The 17,449-nt window shown below is 38.1% G+C and carries 13 protein-coding genes; 5 read left to right on the forward strand and 8 right to left on the reverse strand.

Annotated features, from left to right (window positions below; genetic code table 11):
• The 4 genes from KQI94_RS08140 to KQI94_RS08155 all read right to left on the reverse strand — a co-directional run.
• Positions 1-766: restriction endonuclease subunit S (locus KQI94_RS08140; protein WP_216454356.1), on the reverse strand; the 766-nt coding region annotated here is incomplete at its 3' end.
• Entirely contained in the window at positions 763-2,352 is a 1,590-nt protein-coding gene (locus tag KQI94_RS08145) for a type I restriction-modification system subunit M (RefSeq protein WP_002368379.1), read from the reverse strand. The genes KQI94_RS08145 and KQI94_RS08140, both read right to left, overlap by 4 nt.
• A 167-nt stretch (positions 2,353-2,519) precedes the next feature.
• Entirely contained in the window at positions 2,520-3,425 is a 906-nt protein-coding gene (locus KQI94_RS08150; protein WP_002390988.1) for an EcsC family protein, read from the reverse strand.
• 33 nt (positions 3,426-3,458) lie between these two features.
• Positions 3,459-5,132, reverse strand: coding sequence for a PucR family transcriptional regulator (locus KQI94_RS08155; protein WP_002368382.1), 1,674 nt, complete (start codon positions 5,130-5,132; stop codon positions 3,459-3,461).
• Between the two features lie 127 nt (positions 5,133-5,259).
• On the opposite strand from KQI94_RS08155, the gene KQI94_RS08160 reads away from it, so the two are divergent.
• The 5 genes from KQI94_RS08160 (at position 5,260) to KQI94_RS08180 (ending at position 11,886) form a co-directional block, all read left to right on the forward strand.
• Entirely contained in the window at positions 5,260-6,126 is an 867-nt protein-coding gene (locus tag KQI94_RS08160) for a DUF2877 domain-containing protein (protein WP_002368383.1), read from the forward strand.
• Positions 6,104-7,663 carry an acyl-CoA synthetase FdrA gene (gene fdrA / locus KQI94_RS08165; RefSeq protein WP_216454358.1) on the forward strand — a complete coding sequence of 520 codons (1,560 nt, stop codon included), beginning with the start codon at positions 6,104-6,106 and terminating at the stop codon, positions 7,661-7,663. The genes KQI94_RS08160 and fdrA overlap by 23 nt, the downstream gene beginning before the upstream one ends.
• Positions 7,650-9,074, forward strand: coding sequence for a DUF1116 domain-containing protein (locus KQI94_RS08170; protein ID WP_002355045.1), 1,425 nt, complete (start codon positions 7,650-7,652; stop codon positions 9,072-9,074). The genes fdrA and KQI94_RS08170 overlap by 14 nt, the downstream gene beginning before the upstream one ends.
• Before the next feature lie 42 nt (positions 9,075-9,116).
• Entirely contained in the window at positions 9,117-10,298 is a 1,182-nt protein-coding gene (locus tag KQI94_RS08175) for a hypothetical protein (protein WP_002359110.1), read from the forward strand.
• Positions 10,299-10,446: 148 nt separating this feature from the next.
• Complete coding sequence (locus KQI94_RS08180) at positions 10,447-11,886, forward strand: helix-turn-helix domain-containing protein (RefSeq protein WP_002390992.1); 1,440 nt, start codon at positions 10,447-10,449, stop codon at positions 11,884-11,886.
• 5 nt (positions 11,887-11,891) lie between these two features.
• On the opposite strand, the gene KQI94_RS08185 is transcribed toward KQI94_RS08180, so the two are convergent.
• The 4 genes from KQI94_RS08185 to KQI94_RS08200 all read right to left on the reverse strand — a co-directional run bounded on the left by KQI94_RS08185 (position 11,892) and on the right by KQI94_RS08200 (position 17,444).
• Entirely contained in the window at positions 11,892-14,444 is a 2,553-nt protein-coding gene (locus KQI94_RS08185) for a cation-transporting P-type ATPase (protein WP_002368390.1), read from the reverse strand.
• 149 nt (positions 14,445-14,593) lie between these two features.
• The gene (sstT, locus tag KQI94_RS08190; RefSeq protein WP_002368391.1) at positions 14,594-15,856 is read right to left on the reverse strand and encodes a serine/threonine transporter SstT; all 1,263 of its coding nucleotides are present in this window, start codon (positions 15,854-15,856) and stop codon (positions 14,594-14,596) included.
• 128 nt (positions 15,857-15,984) lie between these two features.
• Positions 15,985-16,368 (reverse strand): potassium channel family protein, encoded by a 384-nt coding sequence (locus KQI94_RS08195; RefSeq protein WP_002367385.1) that lies wholly within the window; start codon positions 16,366-16,368, stop codon positions 15,985-15,987.
• A gap of 116 nt (positions 16,369-16,484) precedes the next feature.
• A complete protein-coding gene (locus KQI94_RS08200) occupies positions 16,485-17,444 on the reverse strand; it encodes a restriction endonuclease (protein ID WP_002368392.1) in 960 nt (319 codons plus the stop codon).
• Positions 17,445-17,449: the final 5 nt, after the last annotated feature.

A 17,449-nucleotide genomic window follows, 5' to 3' on the forward strand; every position in this document is an offset into this window, starting at 1 on the left:
TACTTGATAAAATAATATATTCATTCTCAATTGTTGATTTTTTACTAAAATCTTCCAAAAAATCTCCTAGCTTACGCTGTTTCCAATCTCCTTCAAAGTCAGCAAATCTTAACTTAGGAACTTTGTTATTTTTAGTATTCATTGAAACGAACATCAGCTGTAAATAAGCCTTCTTCAACTCTTTCAACTGATCTAACTTACGCTGATGAAGTGTGATGATGTCATCGATTTTACGTAACAAATTACTAATTTTTTTCTGTTCATGAACATGTGGAATATTTATTTTTATATTTGAAAAATCGTCATAATTAATATTGAGTAAACCGTCCATGCGTGCACCTGATGAAACCAATTTTCCTAATTCCTTATCAGGTTTTTTTGTGGCAAATATATATTCTAAAAAGTCAGGATCTGAATTTTTTGTGGATTTGAAACTATGATATACTCGGGGCACTAATGCTTCTTCATAAGTTTTAAGTGAAAAAACGGCTCCATATTTAGCCAGTTTAGAATTGCCATGATTGTAAGAAAGTTCATTCTTCAATAGTAATGTATAATTTTTTTGTTCTTTTCCAGCGATGTTGCCAGAAAATCTATCTTTTTGATTTAGCCATCCTTGACTGGCAGATATAGTTAGGGTCGGCAAATCCATTCTTCCGTCATTGCCTTTTACACGTTCAGTTATTTCTTTCAACTTACACAGTTCCCAATCTTCACTAAACCCACGAAACCGGAGCCGAGGGACTTTTTTCATCTCGTCCCTCATCCTCCAAACACCTCTTTCGTGGCATCAATTAGTGCTTGAGTTTCCTCCGTTACCACCAGGTCATCAAGCATAGCTAATAACTCAGCTTCTACTTTTTTTATTTCCTGGTTTGTGGATTTGATTTCATTATTTAATGCCACCAAATCCACAGGCGGTTCCTCCTCGAATGTATCCACGTAGCGTGGGATATTCAAGTTATAATCATTTTCAACAATTTCTTCAAAAGTCGCCACATGCGCATATTTTTCTACATCTTGACGTTCAATATAAGTTGAAACAATTTTATCAATATGTTCGGGTGCTAATTTATTTTGGTTTTTCCCTTTTGTAAATTCTTTACTTGCATCAATAAATAAAACATCTCGATTGTCACGATTTTTCTTAAGAATAATAACCGTAGTCGGGATTGATGTACCAAAGAATAAGTTGGCAGGCATGCCAATAACTGCGTAAATACTACCATCTTCTAATAATTTTTTACGAATAACACCTTCGGCAGCACCACGGAAAAGAACTCCATGTGGCAAGACAATCGCCATAGTTCCTGAATCTTTTAAATGATAATAACCATGCAGTAAAAAGGCGAAATCTGCTTTCGATTTCGGTGCTAATTTGCCATAACGGTTAAAGCGTGAATCATCTAAAAATGAGGCATCTGCCGACCATTTTGCCGAATATGGAGGGTTCATTACTACTGAATCGAAGGTGTACGGCTCATCGGTTGGCCAATCTTTATTGAGCGTATCTCCATTTCGTAAGTTCATATCTTCTGCTTCCACACCATGCAAAATTAGGTTCATTTTTGCAAGATTGAAAGTAGTCGTATTCAGCTCTTGTCCATGATACTTGACACTTTTTGGATAATTCAAGTAGTTACGGACATTCAGCATTAACGAGCCCGAACCCATCGTTGGGTCAAAAACACTAAACAACTTTTTATCTTCCTGACCCAACGCTACAATCCGCGCCATCATATCCGAAACTTGATGCGGAGTGTAAAATTCCCCTGCTTTTTTTCCAGCTTCAGACGCAAATTGCGAAATCAGGAACTCATACGCATCACCAATCACATCGCCTTCATGGGCAGTGACATCAATATCATTTAATTTTTTTAATACTTCCGTAATTGTTACATTTCGTTGTTGGTCATCGGAACCTAATTTTTTCGATTGTAAATCAACATCATCAAATAAGCCATTAAATTGTTTATAATTTGAAGATAAATAAACAAAGGCTTTTTTCAAGTCATCTAATTGGAAAACATTTTGTTTTGCTTGTTCTGCTAAACTGCTAAATAAATAATCTGGCTCAATATCATAACTTAATGTATCGACTAAGGTGTCAACTAAGTCTTGACGAGAGTCCTCATCTTCTAGCAATTCTTTATACAGCTCTGTTTGTTTTGTCGGCGTATCATATTCTTCTAGCGACTCATCTGCTAATGTCACTACTGTTTGTAATAATTTATCAGATAAATATTTATAAAAGATTAATCCTAATAAGTAGTTCTTGTACTCAGACGCATCCATTTTACTTCTAAGATTGTCTGCAGCGCTGAATAACCGTTGATTTAATTCTGCTCCCAAGATATTATCCTCTTTTCTAATTGTCTGAATTTTCTGTGAAGATTGATTTCCAAAGATAGAAATTTTGAACTTACACAGTACCTCAGTGTAAGTGTAATGAATTACCCCAACTTTTTCAATAAAAAATGGAATCTTTATTGAAAAGATTCCATTTTTTATTGATTAAATTATCCTTCTTGTATAATCGTTTCTTTTAGCTTTATATATTCGGCTTCTGTCAAAATCTTTTTCTCAAATAAGGCATGTGCTCGCTCTAGTTTACTAAAAATATCGTCCGCATGTTTAGTTGTTTCTGTTTCAGGTTGTTCTGAAATAACTTCAAAATCGGCTTCTAAAATTTCTAAATCTTTTTCTGCATCTTCTTGAGTATAGCCTATGTTTTTACTTAATTCATCCTTTAACCTCATAGCCATTGGTTTCATAGAGGCATAATTAATGCCGCCGGAAACAACGCCGCCTAAAACGGGAATTGCTTTAGAAACACCTTTCGCAAAAGTTGCTTTTGTTAATTTCGTCCCAAAAACAGCTAATATTTTTTTCAATATTGGGAAGAGAAACGTTTTTGTCAAAGCTTTTTGTGGTAGACGTTTTAGCGCTTGAATAGACAACCTATTAGACAAAATCCGAACGACCGAACCAGCTGACGTTACCCCTAACATGATTCCCAAGTATAAAATCAGTGTATTTTTGGCTTCTTCTGTCAATTCATCTTGATTGTTCCATAAATCATGGTAGCCATAAATATAAGAAATTTCTTGCGCTAATTTCAAAGAATAGCCATAGAATTGCGCAATATCTGCGGGAATGGTAGCTGCCATAGCCAGACCACCTGGAATTCCTGTCGCAAATGAAATTGCGCTCGACTGCATAACTGCTTGGTTAATACATTTTTGGGCGGCTCGGTCTAGTTCTTTTTTTGATAAGACTTTTTCTGGTCCGTCATCAAATAATTCTTGTACATTGTCCACTTTATCTTGAAACATTTTTGTCAAAAAAGCATTTCGATTCACTTTGACACCAGGTAATTTTAACGACTCATTCACTACTTTCAACGCTAATACTTCTTCTTCCAACTGTAGGCCTCCTATTTTTACGCATAAATTCTCTTACAGTGTACTCCTTTTATCTTTCAAAAACAACGCCACTTCCAGCGCCAACAAGTCCACTTCCTTATCAAAATCCAACAGCACTAGCTGTTCAATTTTCTCCAATCGTTGTAACAAAGTATTACGATGAATAAAGAGCTTTTTGGCTGTTTGAGACAAGTTTCGTTTTGATTGAAAATAGACATTCAGTGTATGGACAAAGTCGGTATGTTGCTGTTGATCACTTTTCTGCAATGGTTGAAGATATTTTTTTCTGAGGGTTGCTTGTCCTTCTTCTAAAAAATAACGTTGTAGTGTCTGTCTAAAATGAAAATTCGCGTAGGAAGCAATCCTCATTTCAGGTTCTTCTGCAACGAATTGACGTTGAAAGGCTAAAATGTCAATCGCTTGTTGATAAGATTCATGAATCTGGGTCAGACCTTGAATCTTAGGTCCTATTGTTAGGAAAAGTTCCACATCTTCTTGTACTTTCATTAACTGATTTATGCTACTTTGCGCTAGGCGTTGCATCATTTTCAGATAATCGCCTTCTTTTTCAGGTGGATCTTCAACTAATAAGACAAAGGAACTGTCAATTTCAATACAAACAATTTTTTGTTTGTCCCCTAAGATAACTTGGTTTAACTGGTTACCTAAAATAGACATTCTTTCTTGCCTTTGGCGTTCATTTAAGGTTAATGAAATTAGCAAAATTGCATAGGGCTTATCTATTGCCAAGCGATAATACTGTTGAAATTGTTGGAAAACAGCTTGATCCCTCTTTTCATGCGCAATCAGCTTAAAAAATAATTCGTTTCGTTGTTGGTATTCTTCAAATTTCCGTGAGTATTCCAATTGCAATTGTAAAAGTAAGTAATGAGCTGTGATTTTAAAATGAGCCACGTCGACTGGTCGTAATGGGGCCAAGGTGTTCCAGACGAGCAAATAATATAAAATAACATTTTTCTTTTTAATTGGATAAATTTCAATTGGCACCACTTGGTTCTGGAGTTTCAACTGTAAATGAATCGGTTCTTGATAAAAGCGTAATAATGGATGACTTTGTTCCAGTAATTGTTTTTGGAACTCTGAGGTTTCTTGTCTATCTTCTAAAATGCTAGAAATACGAATTGGATTTTTAGGCAAGTCAAAAAAATTAACTCCTTCAAAGTGGTCATTCAATAACAAGACAGGATTTTGAATGGTTTCTGCTAGATCCTGCAGCAAATGAAAACTGCTACTTCCCGTTTCTAAGATTTGATAAATTTTATTATGCAATGCGGTTTCTTGCGCATTCATGTCAAATTGTTCTAACGTGACACGACTTTTCAACACGTCAGCAATTTGCGAAAAGGTGTAATTGTAAGGAATTGCTAAAATAGGAACGTTCATTTCATCTGCTAATTTGATTAGGTCTGGTGGAACTTCTTCAAAATAACGTTGGGTTTTAAATCCTAAGGCAGCACAATGGTGTTTGGCTAGTTCTTTCAAAAAATTTTTCTGTAATTTCCGATCATCTTTAAATATGTACCCTGTCGTTAACAGCAGCTCACCTGCTGTTAACCAATCTAAAATATCAGGATTTTCTAAAATATTGACTTTTAAAATCGGTTGGTCCTGATTTTTATGTCCTGCCACTAAGGTAATGCCAGGCAATTCTTCTAACGTTAATAAATCACTCACTTTTAACATCATTTATCCTCCCAATGTACAAATTGTCCATTCAAACTTGTAAATCAATGTCATTTTTAGCAATTGTTTAGCGTGCTAGATTCTTTTATTATGAAGTCGTGAAAGCGCTATTAAAAAGGAGGTCGTTGGAATGACAAAAATTTTAGCTTATGACCAAACGATTTTATCGAAACTCCCTCATCAAACATTGACTAGTTTGCAATGTTTTACGCACGCTATTAATTATGGTCATGTAGACACCCAAGAAATTCTCTTGACCATTTCAACGCATCCCGAACATATAGCACCTAACACGATTATACTCGATGAAAAAAAACTTAGCCATTTCGCTGATTTACCTGTCCAAATTGAGCCCCTGTTTATCCGGTTAGGCCGACGACACTTAACCCTAGCCGATGCCCAAATTTGGCAACCAACGCCACTTTATTTAACACCCAGTAAAACAAAAATAGCTATTTTTTTAACGTATATTCAGCAAACTCGTTTCAATCCTTGGCAAACGCTTTTTCCTGCTTCGTCGTCAACCTTTCTTTTTGATTCTTATAGTCGGACCCAGATTCAAAAAGAAATGATTCATTTTCAACAGGCTTGGGCGCAAAAATCTTTTAAAATAGCTCTTGATTGTTTAACGAAGATTTTGGGATTGGGGATTGGTTTAACTCCCACTGGCGATGATTTTATCACAGGATTACTTGCTAGTTTTTCTGCATTACAGCAACTTCCCTCGAATTTCCAACAGCTGGCTGTGCTAGCCAAGGAACGAACGAATGCGGTCAGTTATGCGGAAATCCATGAAGCAGTGAACGAACGATTTTCTCAGCTAGTTCAGCGTGTTTTTTTATCAATTGAAAGTGGAAATACAAACGAAATGGCTCAAGCGGTTTCAGCTTTAGAGGAGGTGGGCTCAACTTCAGGAAGCGACATACTTTGCGGCATTATTTTTGGTTTAAAACTATTTTGTGAGGAGAATAATCATGACAATTCAAACAGTAATTAAAGAGAACGCCTATTTTGATTCAGTTACTTTAATGACCATTTCAACACGAGCCAATGAACTGGCTGGAGTTAAAACCGCAATGATTGGGATGGGAACCGACATGAATCTTGAAGTGATTCGGAATGTTGGTTTATATACACCCGCCTTGGATCATGTTACAACGGGCGATTTATTAATTGTTTTAGATCTTGATGACCAAGCGAACTCAGAAGAAATTTTACAGCAAGTCGACGAGTTATTTACGAAGAAAAAGAAAACCGCTTCTTCTGAAGTAACCTATAAGACGTTAGATTCAGCCCTTCATGAAGAGCCTGATGCCAACTTAGTTGTAATTTCTGTCAATGGAAAATTTGCCGCACGAGAAGCGCATAAAGCTTTAGATCAGCAAAAACACGTCATGCTCTTTAGTGATAACGTGACGGTTGACGAGGAATTAGCGTTAAAACAAAAAGCACACGAAAAAGAACTGTTTGTGATGGGCCCTGATTGTGGAACAGCGATTATTAATGGCATCGGGTTATGTTTTGCTAACGAGGTACGTTCAGGAGATATTGGAATTGTCGGCGCTTCTGGTACAGGTAGCCAAGAAGTTAGTGTCCAAATCCATAAATATGGTTATGGGATTTCACAATTAATTGGTACTGGCGGCCGTGATTTGTCTGCTGAAATTGGTGGGCTGATGATGCTTGACGGGCTGGATGCTTTAATGGTTGACGAACAAACTAAGGCAATTTTGCTTATTTCTAAACCGCCTGCTCCAGAAGTAACAGAGAAAATTTTAAAAAAATTAGCTGTTTCAACTAAACCAGTTGTTATTTATTTTATCGGCAGTGAACAAACGGAACGAAAAATAGACAACGTCACTTTTGCTACTTCTTCTCTGGATGCAGTTCAAAAGGTGATTCAATTTAGTCAAACACAGGAAGCGGAAACCAGCCTCTATCAAAATCCGACAGGCGCAACGTTAACAGCCATCCAACAGCAACAAGCCCCTTCTCAAAAATTTGTTCGTGGGTTGTTCTGTGGTGGCACTCTTTGTGATGAACTTTTATATGCTTTAACAGAAGTCTCTGATGATGTTTATAGTAATATTCATAAAATTCCTGAACGACAATTAGCAAATCCTGACCACAGCCAAGCACATACATTGATTGATTTTGGTGATGATCGTTTCACAGAAGGCCGCCCACATCCAATGATCGATCCGACTTCTCGGATTACTCGCATTCTTCAAGAAGCCAAAGATCCTGAAGTGGCAGTTTTAGCGTTAGATTTTGAATTAGGTTATGGTTCTCACGAAAATCCTGTTGGCGTGTTAGCAGAGGCGTTAAAAGAAGCCAAAGCAATAGCGAAAGCAGATGGTCGTGAGTTAGCCATTATTGGCTATGTTTTAGGGACCGAAGAAGATCCACAAGATATTCATGAACAGCGGAAAATTTTAGAAGATTTAGAGATTCTCGTTGTCGACAGCAGTCATCAACTTTGCGAAGCCACCAAAACTTTTGTAAAAGGAGCGAACGAACATGAGCAGAAATGATCTTTTTAAGCAGCCTTTAGATACGATCAATGTAGGCATTGACTTTATACATGAAGATATGAAAAAACAAGGGATTCCTTCACATCAAGTAAATTGGGCACCGCCAGCCAATGGTGACCCAGAGCTATTGAAATTATTGGATCAATTAAAAAATCCAACACTTTATGAAAAAATCCAACAAGCCAACGAAGAAGCGGTTACCCGCATTATTCAATCAAAACCTATTTTAGTGGGATTTGATAAAGCAATTAATGTCATGCCCGATATGACTGAAACGACCATTTTACATGCTGGGCCACCCATTACTTATGAAAATATGTGCGGACCGATGAAAGGTGCCGTTCAAGGAGCGCTTGTTTTTGAAGGATTAGCAAAAGATCTAGCTGATGCCGATCGGGTTGCTCGTTCTGGCGCGATTACGTTTTCCCCTTGTCATGAACATGATGCCGTTGGTTCTATGGCTGGCGTGACTTCTCCGAATATGTACGTTCATATTATCAAAAATGAAACGTACGGCAACACGGCTTTTACTAATTTAAGTGAACAATTGGCAAAAGTTTTACGATTTGGTGCAAATGATCAATCCGTCGTGGATCGCCTGATTTGGATGCGCGATGTTTTAGGTCCATTACTTCATGATGCCATGACTTTTTGTCCAGAAGGCATTGATTTACGCTTAATGCTTTCGCAAGCCTTGCATATGGGCGATGAGTGTCATAATCGCAATGTAGCCGGAAGTACGTTGTTAGTCCAAGCATTAACTCCTTACATGGTTCAAACTGATTTTTCTCGTGAACAATTAAAAGAAGTATTTGAATTTCTTGGCAGTTCTGACTATTTTTCTGGTCCAACTTGGATGGGCGCCGCTAAATGTGCGTTAGATGCTGGGCATAATGTAGAGAATAGTACAATTGTCACCACCATGTGTCGCAATGGGGTCGAATTTGGAATTCGTGTCAGTGGGATTGGTGGAAATCACTGGTTTACGGGGCCTGCCCAACGGGTGATTGGTCCGATGTTTGCTGGTTACACACAAGAAGATGCTGGTTTGGATATGGGCGATAGTGCTATTACAGAAACGTATGGTGTTGGCGGATTTGCTATGGCAGCTGCACCAGCAATTGTCCCATTAGTTGGCGGAACAGTGGCAGAAGCATTGAATTATTCAAAAGAAATGCTGGAAATTACTACGAAAGAAAATCCCAATGTCACGATTCCTGTTTTAGATTTTATGGGGATTCCTTCAGGCATCGATGTCTTAAAAGTCTTAGAAACAGGGATGCTGCCTGTCATTAATACTGCTATTGCTCATAAAGAACCGGGGATTGGTATGATTGGCGCTGGATTGACTAATCCGCCAGCAAATGTCTTTAACGAGGCACTAAAAGCTTTAGTAGCTAAAATAAACTAATTTCAAAAACTTAGTAAAATGTCATTTTTTTGGAGCGATCATATGAAAAATAAATCGATCAATTACGAAGCCGTTTTAGCTCTTGTTGTAAAAATTTTTTTGGGAATGTTCCTGTATTGGATCATGAATGGCTTTCGACATGTGTCTAACTTTTTTCCTTACAATGACGTAGTTACCAAAGTGAATCAGCAGGGATTTTACAAATTTATCTATTTTGTTATGAACTTCACGGAAGGGGAATTTTACGGTGGACTTTTTACAACGCTTTTCTTACTAATCGGCGGTCTGATTGCTTGGCAACTTTATCGGAAAAATTCAAAATGGCAGGGATTTGCAATTGCTGGTGGCTCTGGTGCTTGGCCTTGGGTACTTGCTTCTCAGCTACTTTCCCTCTTTTTAACTATTTATGTTTTTGATTTTACACGCTTTTTTACAAAAGAAGTGTTGTGGTTACCAACGTTTATTGTGGTGGTCGGCACGCCGCCAGCTTTAACGCTCGTTTATGGTCCTGGCTGGAAAAAATTAGGAACGATTTCTCTGTTGAGTGCGCTTTTCACCTTTCCGTTTGCCAATTGGCTGAATGCGCAATTGATGCCCCTTTTAAATGTACCTGGGACAGTTTCCAACGTTACCACAATGGCTTTTGTTGGCTGGATTGTTTCAGCCATCTGTCATCAACTTCCTTGGATGGTTCCTTCTGTTGCACCAATCGCTCAGAAGCGGCAAAAACAACCTAAAATTGAAAATACGCAAACCTTTCAATGGTCAATACGACGCACTTTTGCTGACTTCTCCGAAGCTTGGTTTTATGGAAATGAGTTAGTTGGAGGTTTGGTAATTCTAGGCGTTTTAACAGATTGGTTTGTCAATATTAATCATATTACAAATGGTTCTGGCTTGGTTCCTGACATTTTAATGGGACAAATGATTGCTTCGGCTGTTGGTGTTTTTCTTTATCGAAAACATTTCGCTGAAGAAGGTTGGTATCCAACGTTTATGCCACTGGTCAGTATTGTTCCTGGTGTGATTTTAATGATGGGTGGTGGCTTTTGGCTTTCCCTGACCATCGCTGTTTTAGCAGGAATCAGTGCGGCCCCTGTCGGTAGCTATATTGCTAAACGATTACCTCCGTTTGTTCCTGGTGCTGTCGGCTTTGTATCAGGAATGGCTGTTGTAACCATTTTATTGTCAGCCGTTTTGCATACATTTGATATTTTTGTATAGTGAATAAAAAGGTCGGGACAGAACCGTTTATCAGGTTTTGAACCTGGAACAAAAATTCAAAGTGATTTTTGTTCCAGGCTTTTTTTTTATTGACCAATCCCCTTTTTATCCGTATTCTTAAGCAAAAGGAGGTTTTGCCATGTACTCCATGTTAAAACGTGTGATAACGGAAAAAGATTTGCTTCGGCAAATTCGTTTGTTGGAACAGTTGTTAAATGTTCCCCAGCTGACAGCCAAGCGTTTAGCCACGCAAATCCAAACGACAGAGCGAACCGTTTTTTCGGATTTACAGTATATTCGCAGTCAATTACCCGCCGACTGGTCCATTGAAACCGATAGCAGTGGTATTCGGTTACGTAATCAGGGGAATGCGCAAACCAATGAGCTTTGGTCATTATTTTTACCTCAATCCATTAGTATTCAGCTATTAAAAGAGCTACTATTTACGAAAGAGTTAGTGACAACTTCTTTTTTGAGCACTAGTGGTGTTTCTTATGAAACTTTGAAGCGACATATCAAGAAAATGAATCAGGCCTTACGGGATTTTCATTTAATGATTCAGCTAACTACAACCACCATTCAGCTGATCGGGGAAGAAAGCAATATTCGGATTTTTTATCATCGCTTGTTGGTGCCTTTTACTCATAATAATTATTTTTTTGACGATTATTCTATTCATGAGGAGCATTATTTCCAATTTTTGAAACAAGTTTACAGTAGTGAGTTGACGGTGGAAACGGAAGAAATTTTTGGTGCTTGTTGGTTTTTCATTAACACGATTCGCAACAAAGCCAATTGCCGAGTGAGTCAATTTTCTTTTGATTCAAAAGATGTCTTGTTTCAACTTTATCAACCGTCCTTGGCAAAGCTTTATGCTTCTGAAGGCATCTATTTGCAAGGAGAAGAAAGTTTTTTCGCCTTCTTTTGTTTCTTAGAAAGTTGGAATTACGATAATGTCTATGGCGAAACGTTGGCTTCTGCGCTCCACACTCATTACAGTCAGCTGCGAAAGTCGTTACAACAGTTTGTCACTAATTTGTCCACTGAAGAAGCCCGGCCTGATTTAATCCAAACAAATTTATTGGATAATCTGTTATTGTTATTCATTAAATATACCGAGTCCCCAACACTTTCTGAGCAATTTCAATTGGAATATCAAGAATTAATGACCGAACAAGCCGCAGAGGACCTTGCGTTATCAAAGAGCAACCAAGAACTTTTGGAGATTTTATCTCGCTACACCACGATTGAAGAACCGACTTATTTTCTTAGTTTGGCTTCTTTGTTAGAAAAACAAGCCAGTTATTCCATTCAGGCGCAAACGATGACTGCCTATTTCCTCTTTCAAGGGGAACCTGCTTGGAAAGCTTTTTTACAACAAGAATTAGCTGCTTATTTAGGTACTCGTGTGAAATTACAAGCTATTGAATATGTGGAACTAAGCCAGTTGACGTTAAATGAAGCCGACATAATTATTTCCAATTTCCCCTTGGATCATCTTGATCTTCCTGTCTTTTATCTCTCTTTAATTCCAACAAAAAATGAACTCCGCCGACTAGCAGAGCTCACTCTTCATTCTTATTTTTAAAGAAACTAGCGAGGACATTCGCTAGTTTTTTGGCTTTCTTTCGTCATGAATCGTTTGGTTATATATTTTTCCCCTTCAACAAGGAAAAACAGACTCACAACATGGACGAAAATCATTGCTAATTGAAGGCCATTTAAAGAAGTTGTGCCAATTAATTGCTGCGCTACTGGCCAGTAAACTACTAGCGCTTGTAGTAAAAAGAGGATTCCTAATGAAGCAAACAACACTTTATTTTGGAAAAACCCTGTGCTTAACGACGGATCAACCAACTTACGACAGTTGATCATATACGCTGCTTGCGCTAAGACGATACTTTGTAAGAGGAACGTTTGCTGTAAGGCTTGGCCCTCAAATTGTAACGCCATGAGGTAACCTGGCACCATAATGAGTACCGACACATAGACGATTCTAAAAATACTGTACTTTGTTAAAATGCCTTCGTTGACATCTCTTGGTGGTCGTTTCATGGTATCAGCACTCGCTTTTTCAAAACCTAATGCATAAGACAAAGTAATCGTAGTTACCATGTTTACCCATAATATCTGGACAGGTGTCAACGGTAGAGGATGATTCATTAAAAGCGCCCAGACAACAATTAAACCTTGTGCCAAAGAAGTTGGCAAGAAGAAAGTAATCGTCTTTTTCAAGTTATCAAAAATGCGGCGTCCTTCTTTCACGGCTTTAGCAATCGTATGGAAATTATCATCTGCCAAAACCATATCTGCGGCTTGTTTGGTTACTTCACTTCCTTTAATTCCCATGGCAATTCCGACATCGGCTTTCTTTAGTGCTGGCGCATCGTTTACACCATCGCCGGTCATTCCGACAATTTCGCCATTGTTTTGTAACGCCGTGACAATTCGTAATTTATGTTCTGGCGTCGTTCGTGCAAATACATCGACTTTTTGAACGTGCTGAGCTAATTCTTCATCTGACATAACATCAATTTCTAATCCTTCAAGGACTTTTTTCGTATGCTTTAAACCAACCTGCTCGCCAATGGCTTGCGCTGTATCTTTATGGTCTCCGGTAATCATTTTGACGGAAATACCTGCTTCTTGAGATTCTTTGACGGCTTGAATGGCACTTTCTTTTGGCGGATCGATGATGCCTGCCAGTCCAGCAAACGTCAATCCTGACAATGTTTCATGTGTCAGTTCCTGTTGTGACGTAACTGTCTTATAAGCGAAACCTAATACCCGTTGTCCTTTTTGCGCTAATTGCGCAGCTTGTGCTTGCCAAGCACCTTTTTGATTATCAGATAACGTAGAAAGTTGTAACAATACTTCTGGCGCACCTTTGACATAAATAATTGAACCTTCTGCTTGCGGATGGCGAGTGGCCATGTATTTGTAACTTGAACTAAACGGAATTTTCTTTTCTACAGGGCGTAAAGACAGTTGATCCTGATCAACATATTGTAATAAAGCTAACTCGGTAGGATTCCCTTGTAAGTCGGCAATTTTTTGTTGGTCTTGTAATTTCAATTCTTGACAGTTGGCCATAATCTCTTTGACAATGGTCATTTCTTCAGTCACTACATCCATTACCGTCATTTCATTTTTAGTTAGCGTTCCTGTTTTGTCTGAACAGATAACTGTCATTGAACCTAATGTTTCAACGGAAGGCATGCCTTTAATAATCGCATTTTCTCTAGCCATCTCATGAACACCCATCGATAAAATCATCGTTAACACAGCAGGTAAGCCTTCTGGAATCATTGCTACAATTAATGCAATCATCGCAGAAAATAAGAGGCTCCATTCCATGCCATGACGAAAAGTGGTAAAGAAAATCAGAAACACGATCAAGACCATAATCCCTTGGAAAATTTGCTTGTTTAATTGGTGCATTTTCCGCACGAGAGGCGTTGTTTTTTGATCTACTGACTGCAACGCGTGATTAATTTTTCCAACTTCAGTGGAATCTCCTGTTTCTACTACAACGCCTAAGGCTGAGCCCGCTTGGACAAGTGTTCCTGAAAAAGCCAAATTCTTTTGATCGCCTGTTGGCAATTCTTCATTCAAGGAACCGGTAATTTTCTCCACGGCTTCTGATTCGCCTGTCAAAATTGATTCTTCAATCATCAGATTATGAACATCATATAAGCGCAAATCTGCTGGGACTACATCACCAGCTTGTAACGTGACTACATCTCCCAGAACCAATGTTTCAGAAGAAACGGTTGTTTTTTGTCCATCAATTAGAACGACTGCCTCTTGGCCCATCATCTGTTTAAGGCCGTCTAATGATTCTTCTGCTTTACGCTCTTGCCAATAACCGACAAAGCCATTGACAAGCACCACTAGAAAAATGATACTTCCTTCGACCACTTCGCCTGTGGCAAATTTTAGAATTGCGGCAGCGAGTAAGACCATCATTAGTAAATCTGTAAAATGTTTGGCTAGCTTTTGCCACGTTTTCAGTTGTTGTTTTTCTTCAATTTTATTTGGACCATTCGTTTGTAAACGTTGCTGACGTTCTTCGCTAGAAAGACCCGTTTGCTTCGTCTTAGTCTGCTCGATTACTTTTGTTGAGGAAAGTTGATACCATTTCATTTCGTGTACCTCCTATTTACTTGATACCTTTATTATAGAGAGGATTTTCTTCACAAAATGGTCGATAATTTCAGTGGCCCCTGAAAAAAATGGGGCCGAGATTATTAAAGAAAAGAACAACCAGCATTTTAGCGGGTTGTTCCTTTCTTTTAAATATTTTCTTGTTCGACCACCAATTGACTTTTGCCAATTAATGCTTTGACATCAATAATTTCACCATTTTTACGTCGGTCTGCTAACTCAACTGAGGTGGTAAACAACAAGTCACTAGAAGAGTTCAACGCTGTTTCAATGGAATCTTGGACTACGCCGACGATAAAGCCAACGCCGACGACTTGCATGGCAATGTCATTGGAAATGCCAAACAAACTACATGCAAGCGGAATTAACAACAAGGAGCCGCCAGCAATTCCTGAAGCCCCACAAGCAGAAACAGCGGCGATGATGCTCAACAATAATGCTAAATAGATTGGTACGGACATGCCTAATGTGTGGACTGCCGCCAATGTCATAATGGTAATCGTAATGGCTGCGCCGCCCATATTAATCGTTGCGCCTAGCGGAATAGAGACCGCATAAGATTCTTCATTTAAATCCATTGCTTTCGCCAATTCCATATTAATGGGAATATTGGCCGCAGAACTGCGTGTAAAGAATGCGGGAATCGCACTTTCCTTTAATACAAAAAAGACTAACGGATACGGATTTTGCCGAATATTCCAAAAAACAATCGCTGGATAAACGACTAAAGCAACCACGGCCATCGTACCAATTAACAATAATAGTAACTGACCATACTTGGCTAACCCTGCAATGCCTGTTGTTGTCACCGAATGAAACACCAAACCTAGAATTCCAATTGGCGCAATGCCGATAATCATTTGAACGACCGTGGTAATCCCTGTTGAAAGATTGGCAATCACATCCTTGGTAGCGACCGAACTTTGACGTAACCCAATACCGATTAATGAGGACCAAAATAAAACAGATAAATAATTGCCTTCAATCATCGCTTGAATCGGATTTTGGACAACGCTTGTTAACACATTGCTTAAAACATCACTAAGTTGCGTTGGGGCTGCTTGCGCTTCCTGCGCCGCCTCCAAGACAATCTTAACGGGAAACAGATAGCTTGCCGTCACGGCAACAACAGCTGCCAAAAATGTCGCTAACAGATACACAACTAAAATTGATCCAACATATGTTTTCGCCCCAGCCTTTTGTTGGGCTAGCGACGCAATAATTAAGACAAAAACTAAAATCGGCGCAATTGCTTTTAAGGCGCCCACAAACAATTCACCAAGAACGCTGATGAAGGTCCATTCCGGCACCAAGAAACCCAAGGTGGTTCCAATCACAATCCCTATCATGATTTTTTGAATTAACGATAATTTCCGAATCGCTTTGACCATTCACTTCACGCTCCTTTAAAATAAAATACAGTTTGGGACATACTACCATAATTATTAAGATAAAAAAAGAGTGTTTCTCAAAAAACTTTCATTTTTCGAGAAACACTTGGTCAACTCATCAATTTCGTCTATTTTTCTGAAGACTTTTCCGCTGAATGTTCTTTGTTTTTATGGTGATGGTGGTGATGACTTTGTTTAGAATACAAGTAGGATTTTGCTACGACCGAAATAAACATAGCCATAATCCCCAAGCCTACTGTAGCATAAATCATGGTGAAAATTTTTCCCAAGTCAGTAACTGGATGCACATCTCCATAACCAATCGTGGTTAACGTCATGAAACTTAAATATAACGAATCTAATGGCGACAATTTTTCCACTGTTGAATAAAAAATAGTCCCACTCAACAACGTGGTTGCCAGTAAAAAGAACAAGGCACGAGTGTCTTCTTTTTTTAAGATACCTAAAAAAGATGAAAATAATTTTTTGACAGAAATAAGTAAAGATAGCAAAAAAATGACCTCTTTCTATTGTTAATCTCTTCTTAACGTTAGCACTTTTTAGATGAAGTTCAACTTTTTAATTGGTGTGGTTAAAGAAAATTTATTTTTTTGTTATTTATAATAAGCTAAAGCTCATCTTCAAAGTAATCATTATCAATTCTAAATAGCTTGTACGTCTTGGCTATTTCTACACCAACACCAAACTCTAACATGAGCTCTGTTAATTTAATACCATCTATTAAAACTATCCCTTGATTTTTGGCAAATTCGTGCGCATTAGCACTAAAACTAGAAGTTGTTATAAAAACTCCTCTATCTGCATTTACAGCAGCTAAAGCGCCATAAAATCCTTGTATAGCAGGGCGACCAATGGTATTAGTTTCGTGATATCGCTTTGCTTGAACATAAACAGTACTAGTTCCTAATGGATCCTGATTGATGATGCCATCTATTCCACCATCATTTGATTTGGATGTAACAACTGCCGTTCCGTGTTTTCCACTATATCCCATTGTCTCCAATAAATGTATAACTAACTTTTCAAAAAATACTGGCTCCACTTGTCGAACTTTGTTTAATAGTTCAATCGCAATTTGATTATTTTGATTGTTGATCATATCCTCAATGTCTATTTTAGCACTTTCAATTGGTGCGCTTGCTTCGATAGTAGTCGTTCCAACACGATTATTCCGTTCGACTAATTCTTGCATATATTTTTGATATGCAGGTTGTTGTTCCAAAAGTTTTCTATTGATTTTTTCACCATAATTATTTAATAAATCCAAACCTAGTTCTGTTATTTGATACATACCTCGTTTAATCCGTTCAACAGCTCTAGCTTTATACAAATCGCTGATAGCAAAGCTGAAACGATTTGCTAAAATCCCATCTCCTTGAGGGTAGTTTGGATACATCATTGAGGCAATTTCATCCGGAATATCTAAGAACTGAATAATACGCTTTAAAATGATCTTTCTGTTCAGTACATCTCCATCTTTCAAAACTTCTAAAGTATATGGCATTAATGATTCAAATGTTGGAATACCTTCATTAGACGCTTTTAGTTTTTTCCAATCTTTATTCACTTTTC

Origin of the sequence: Enterococcus sp. S183_ASV_20 (assembly GCF_018919685.1) — a bacterium.
GTDB lineage: Bacteria > Bacillota > Bacilli > Lactobacillales > Enterococcaceae > Enterococcus > Enterococcus faecalis.

Bases quoted from the DNA above. Each gene is read 5' to 3' on its own strand.
- KQI94_RS08155 (WP_002368382.1), bottom strand. From the start codon at position 5,132: ATGATGTTAAAAGTGAGTGATTTATTAACGTTAGAAGAATTGCCTGGC.
- KQI94_RS08160 (WP_002368383.1), top strand. From the start codon at position 5,260: ATGACAAAAATTTTAGCTTATGACCAAACGATTTTATCGAAACTCCCT.
- fdrA (WP_216454358.1), top strand. From the start codon at position 6,104: ATGACAATTCAAACAGTAATTAAAGAGAACGCCTATTTTGATTCAGTT.
- KQI94_RS08170 (WP_002355045.1), top strand. From the start codon at position 7,650: ATGAGCAGAAATGATCTTTTTAAGCAGCCTTTAGATACGATCAATGTA.
- KQI94_RS08175 (WP_002359110.1), top strand. From the start codon at position 9,117: ATGAAAAATAAATCGATCAATTACGAAGCCGTTTTAGCTCTTGTTGTA.
- KQI94_RS08180 (WP_002390992.1), top strand. From the start codon at position 10,447: ATGTTAAAACGTGTGATAACGGAAAAAGATTTGCTTCGGCAAATTCGT.
- KQI94_RS08185 (WP_002368390.1), bottom strand. From the start codon at position 14,444: ATGAAATGGTATCAACTTTCCTCAACAAAAGTAATCGAGCAGACTAAG.
- sstT (WP_002368391.1), bottom strand. From the start codon at position 15,856: ATGGTCAAAGCGATTCGGAAATTATCGTTAATTCAAAAAATCATGATA.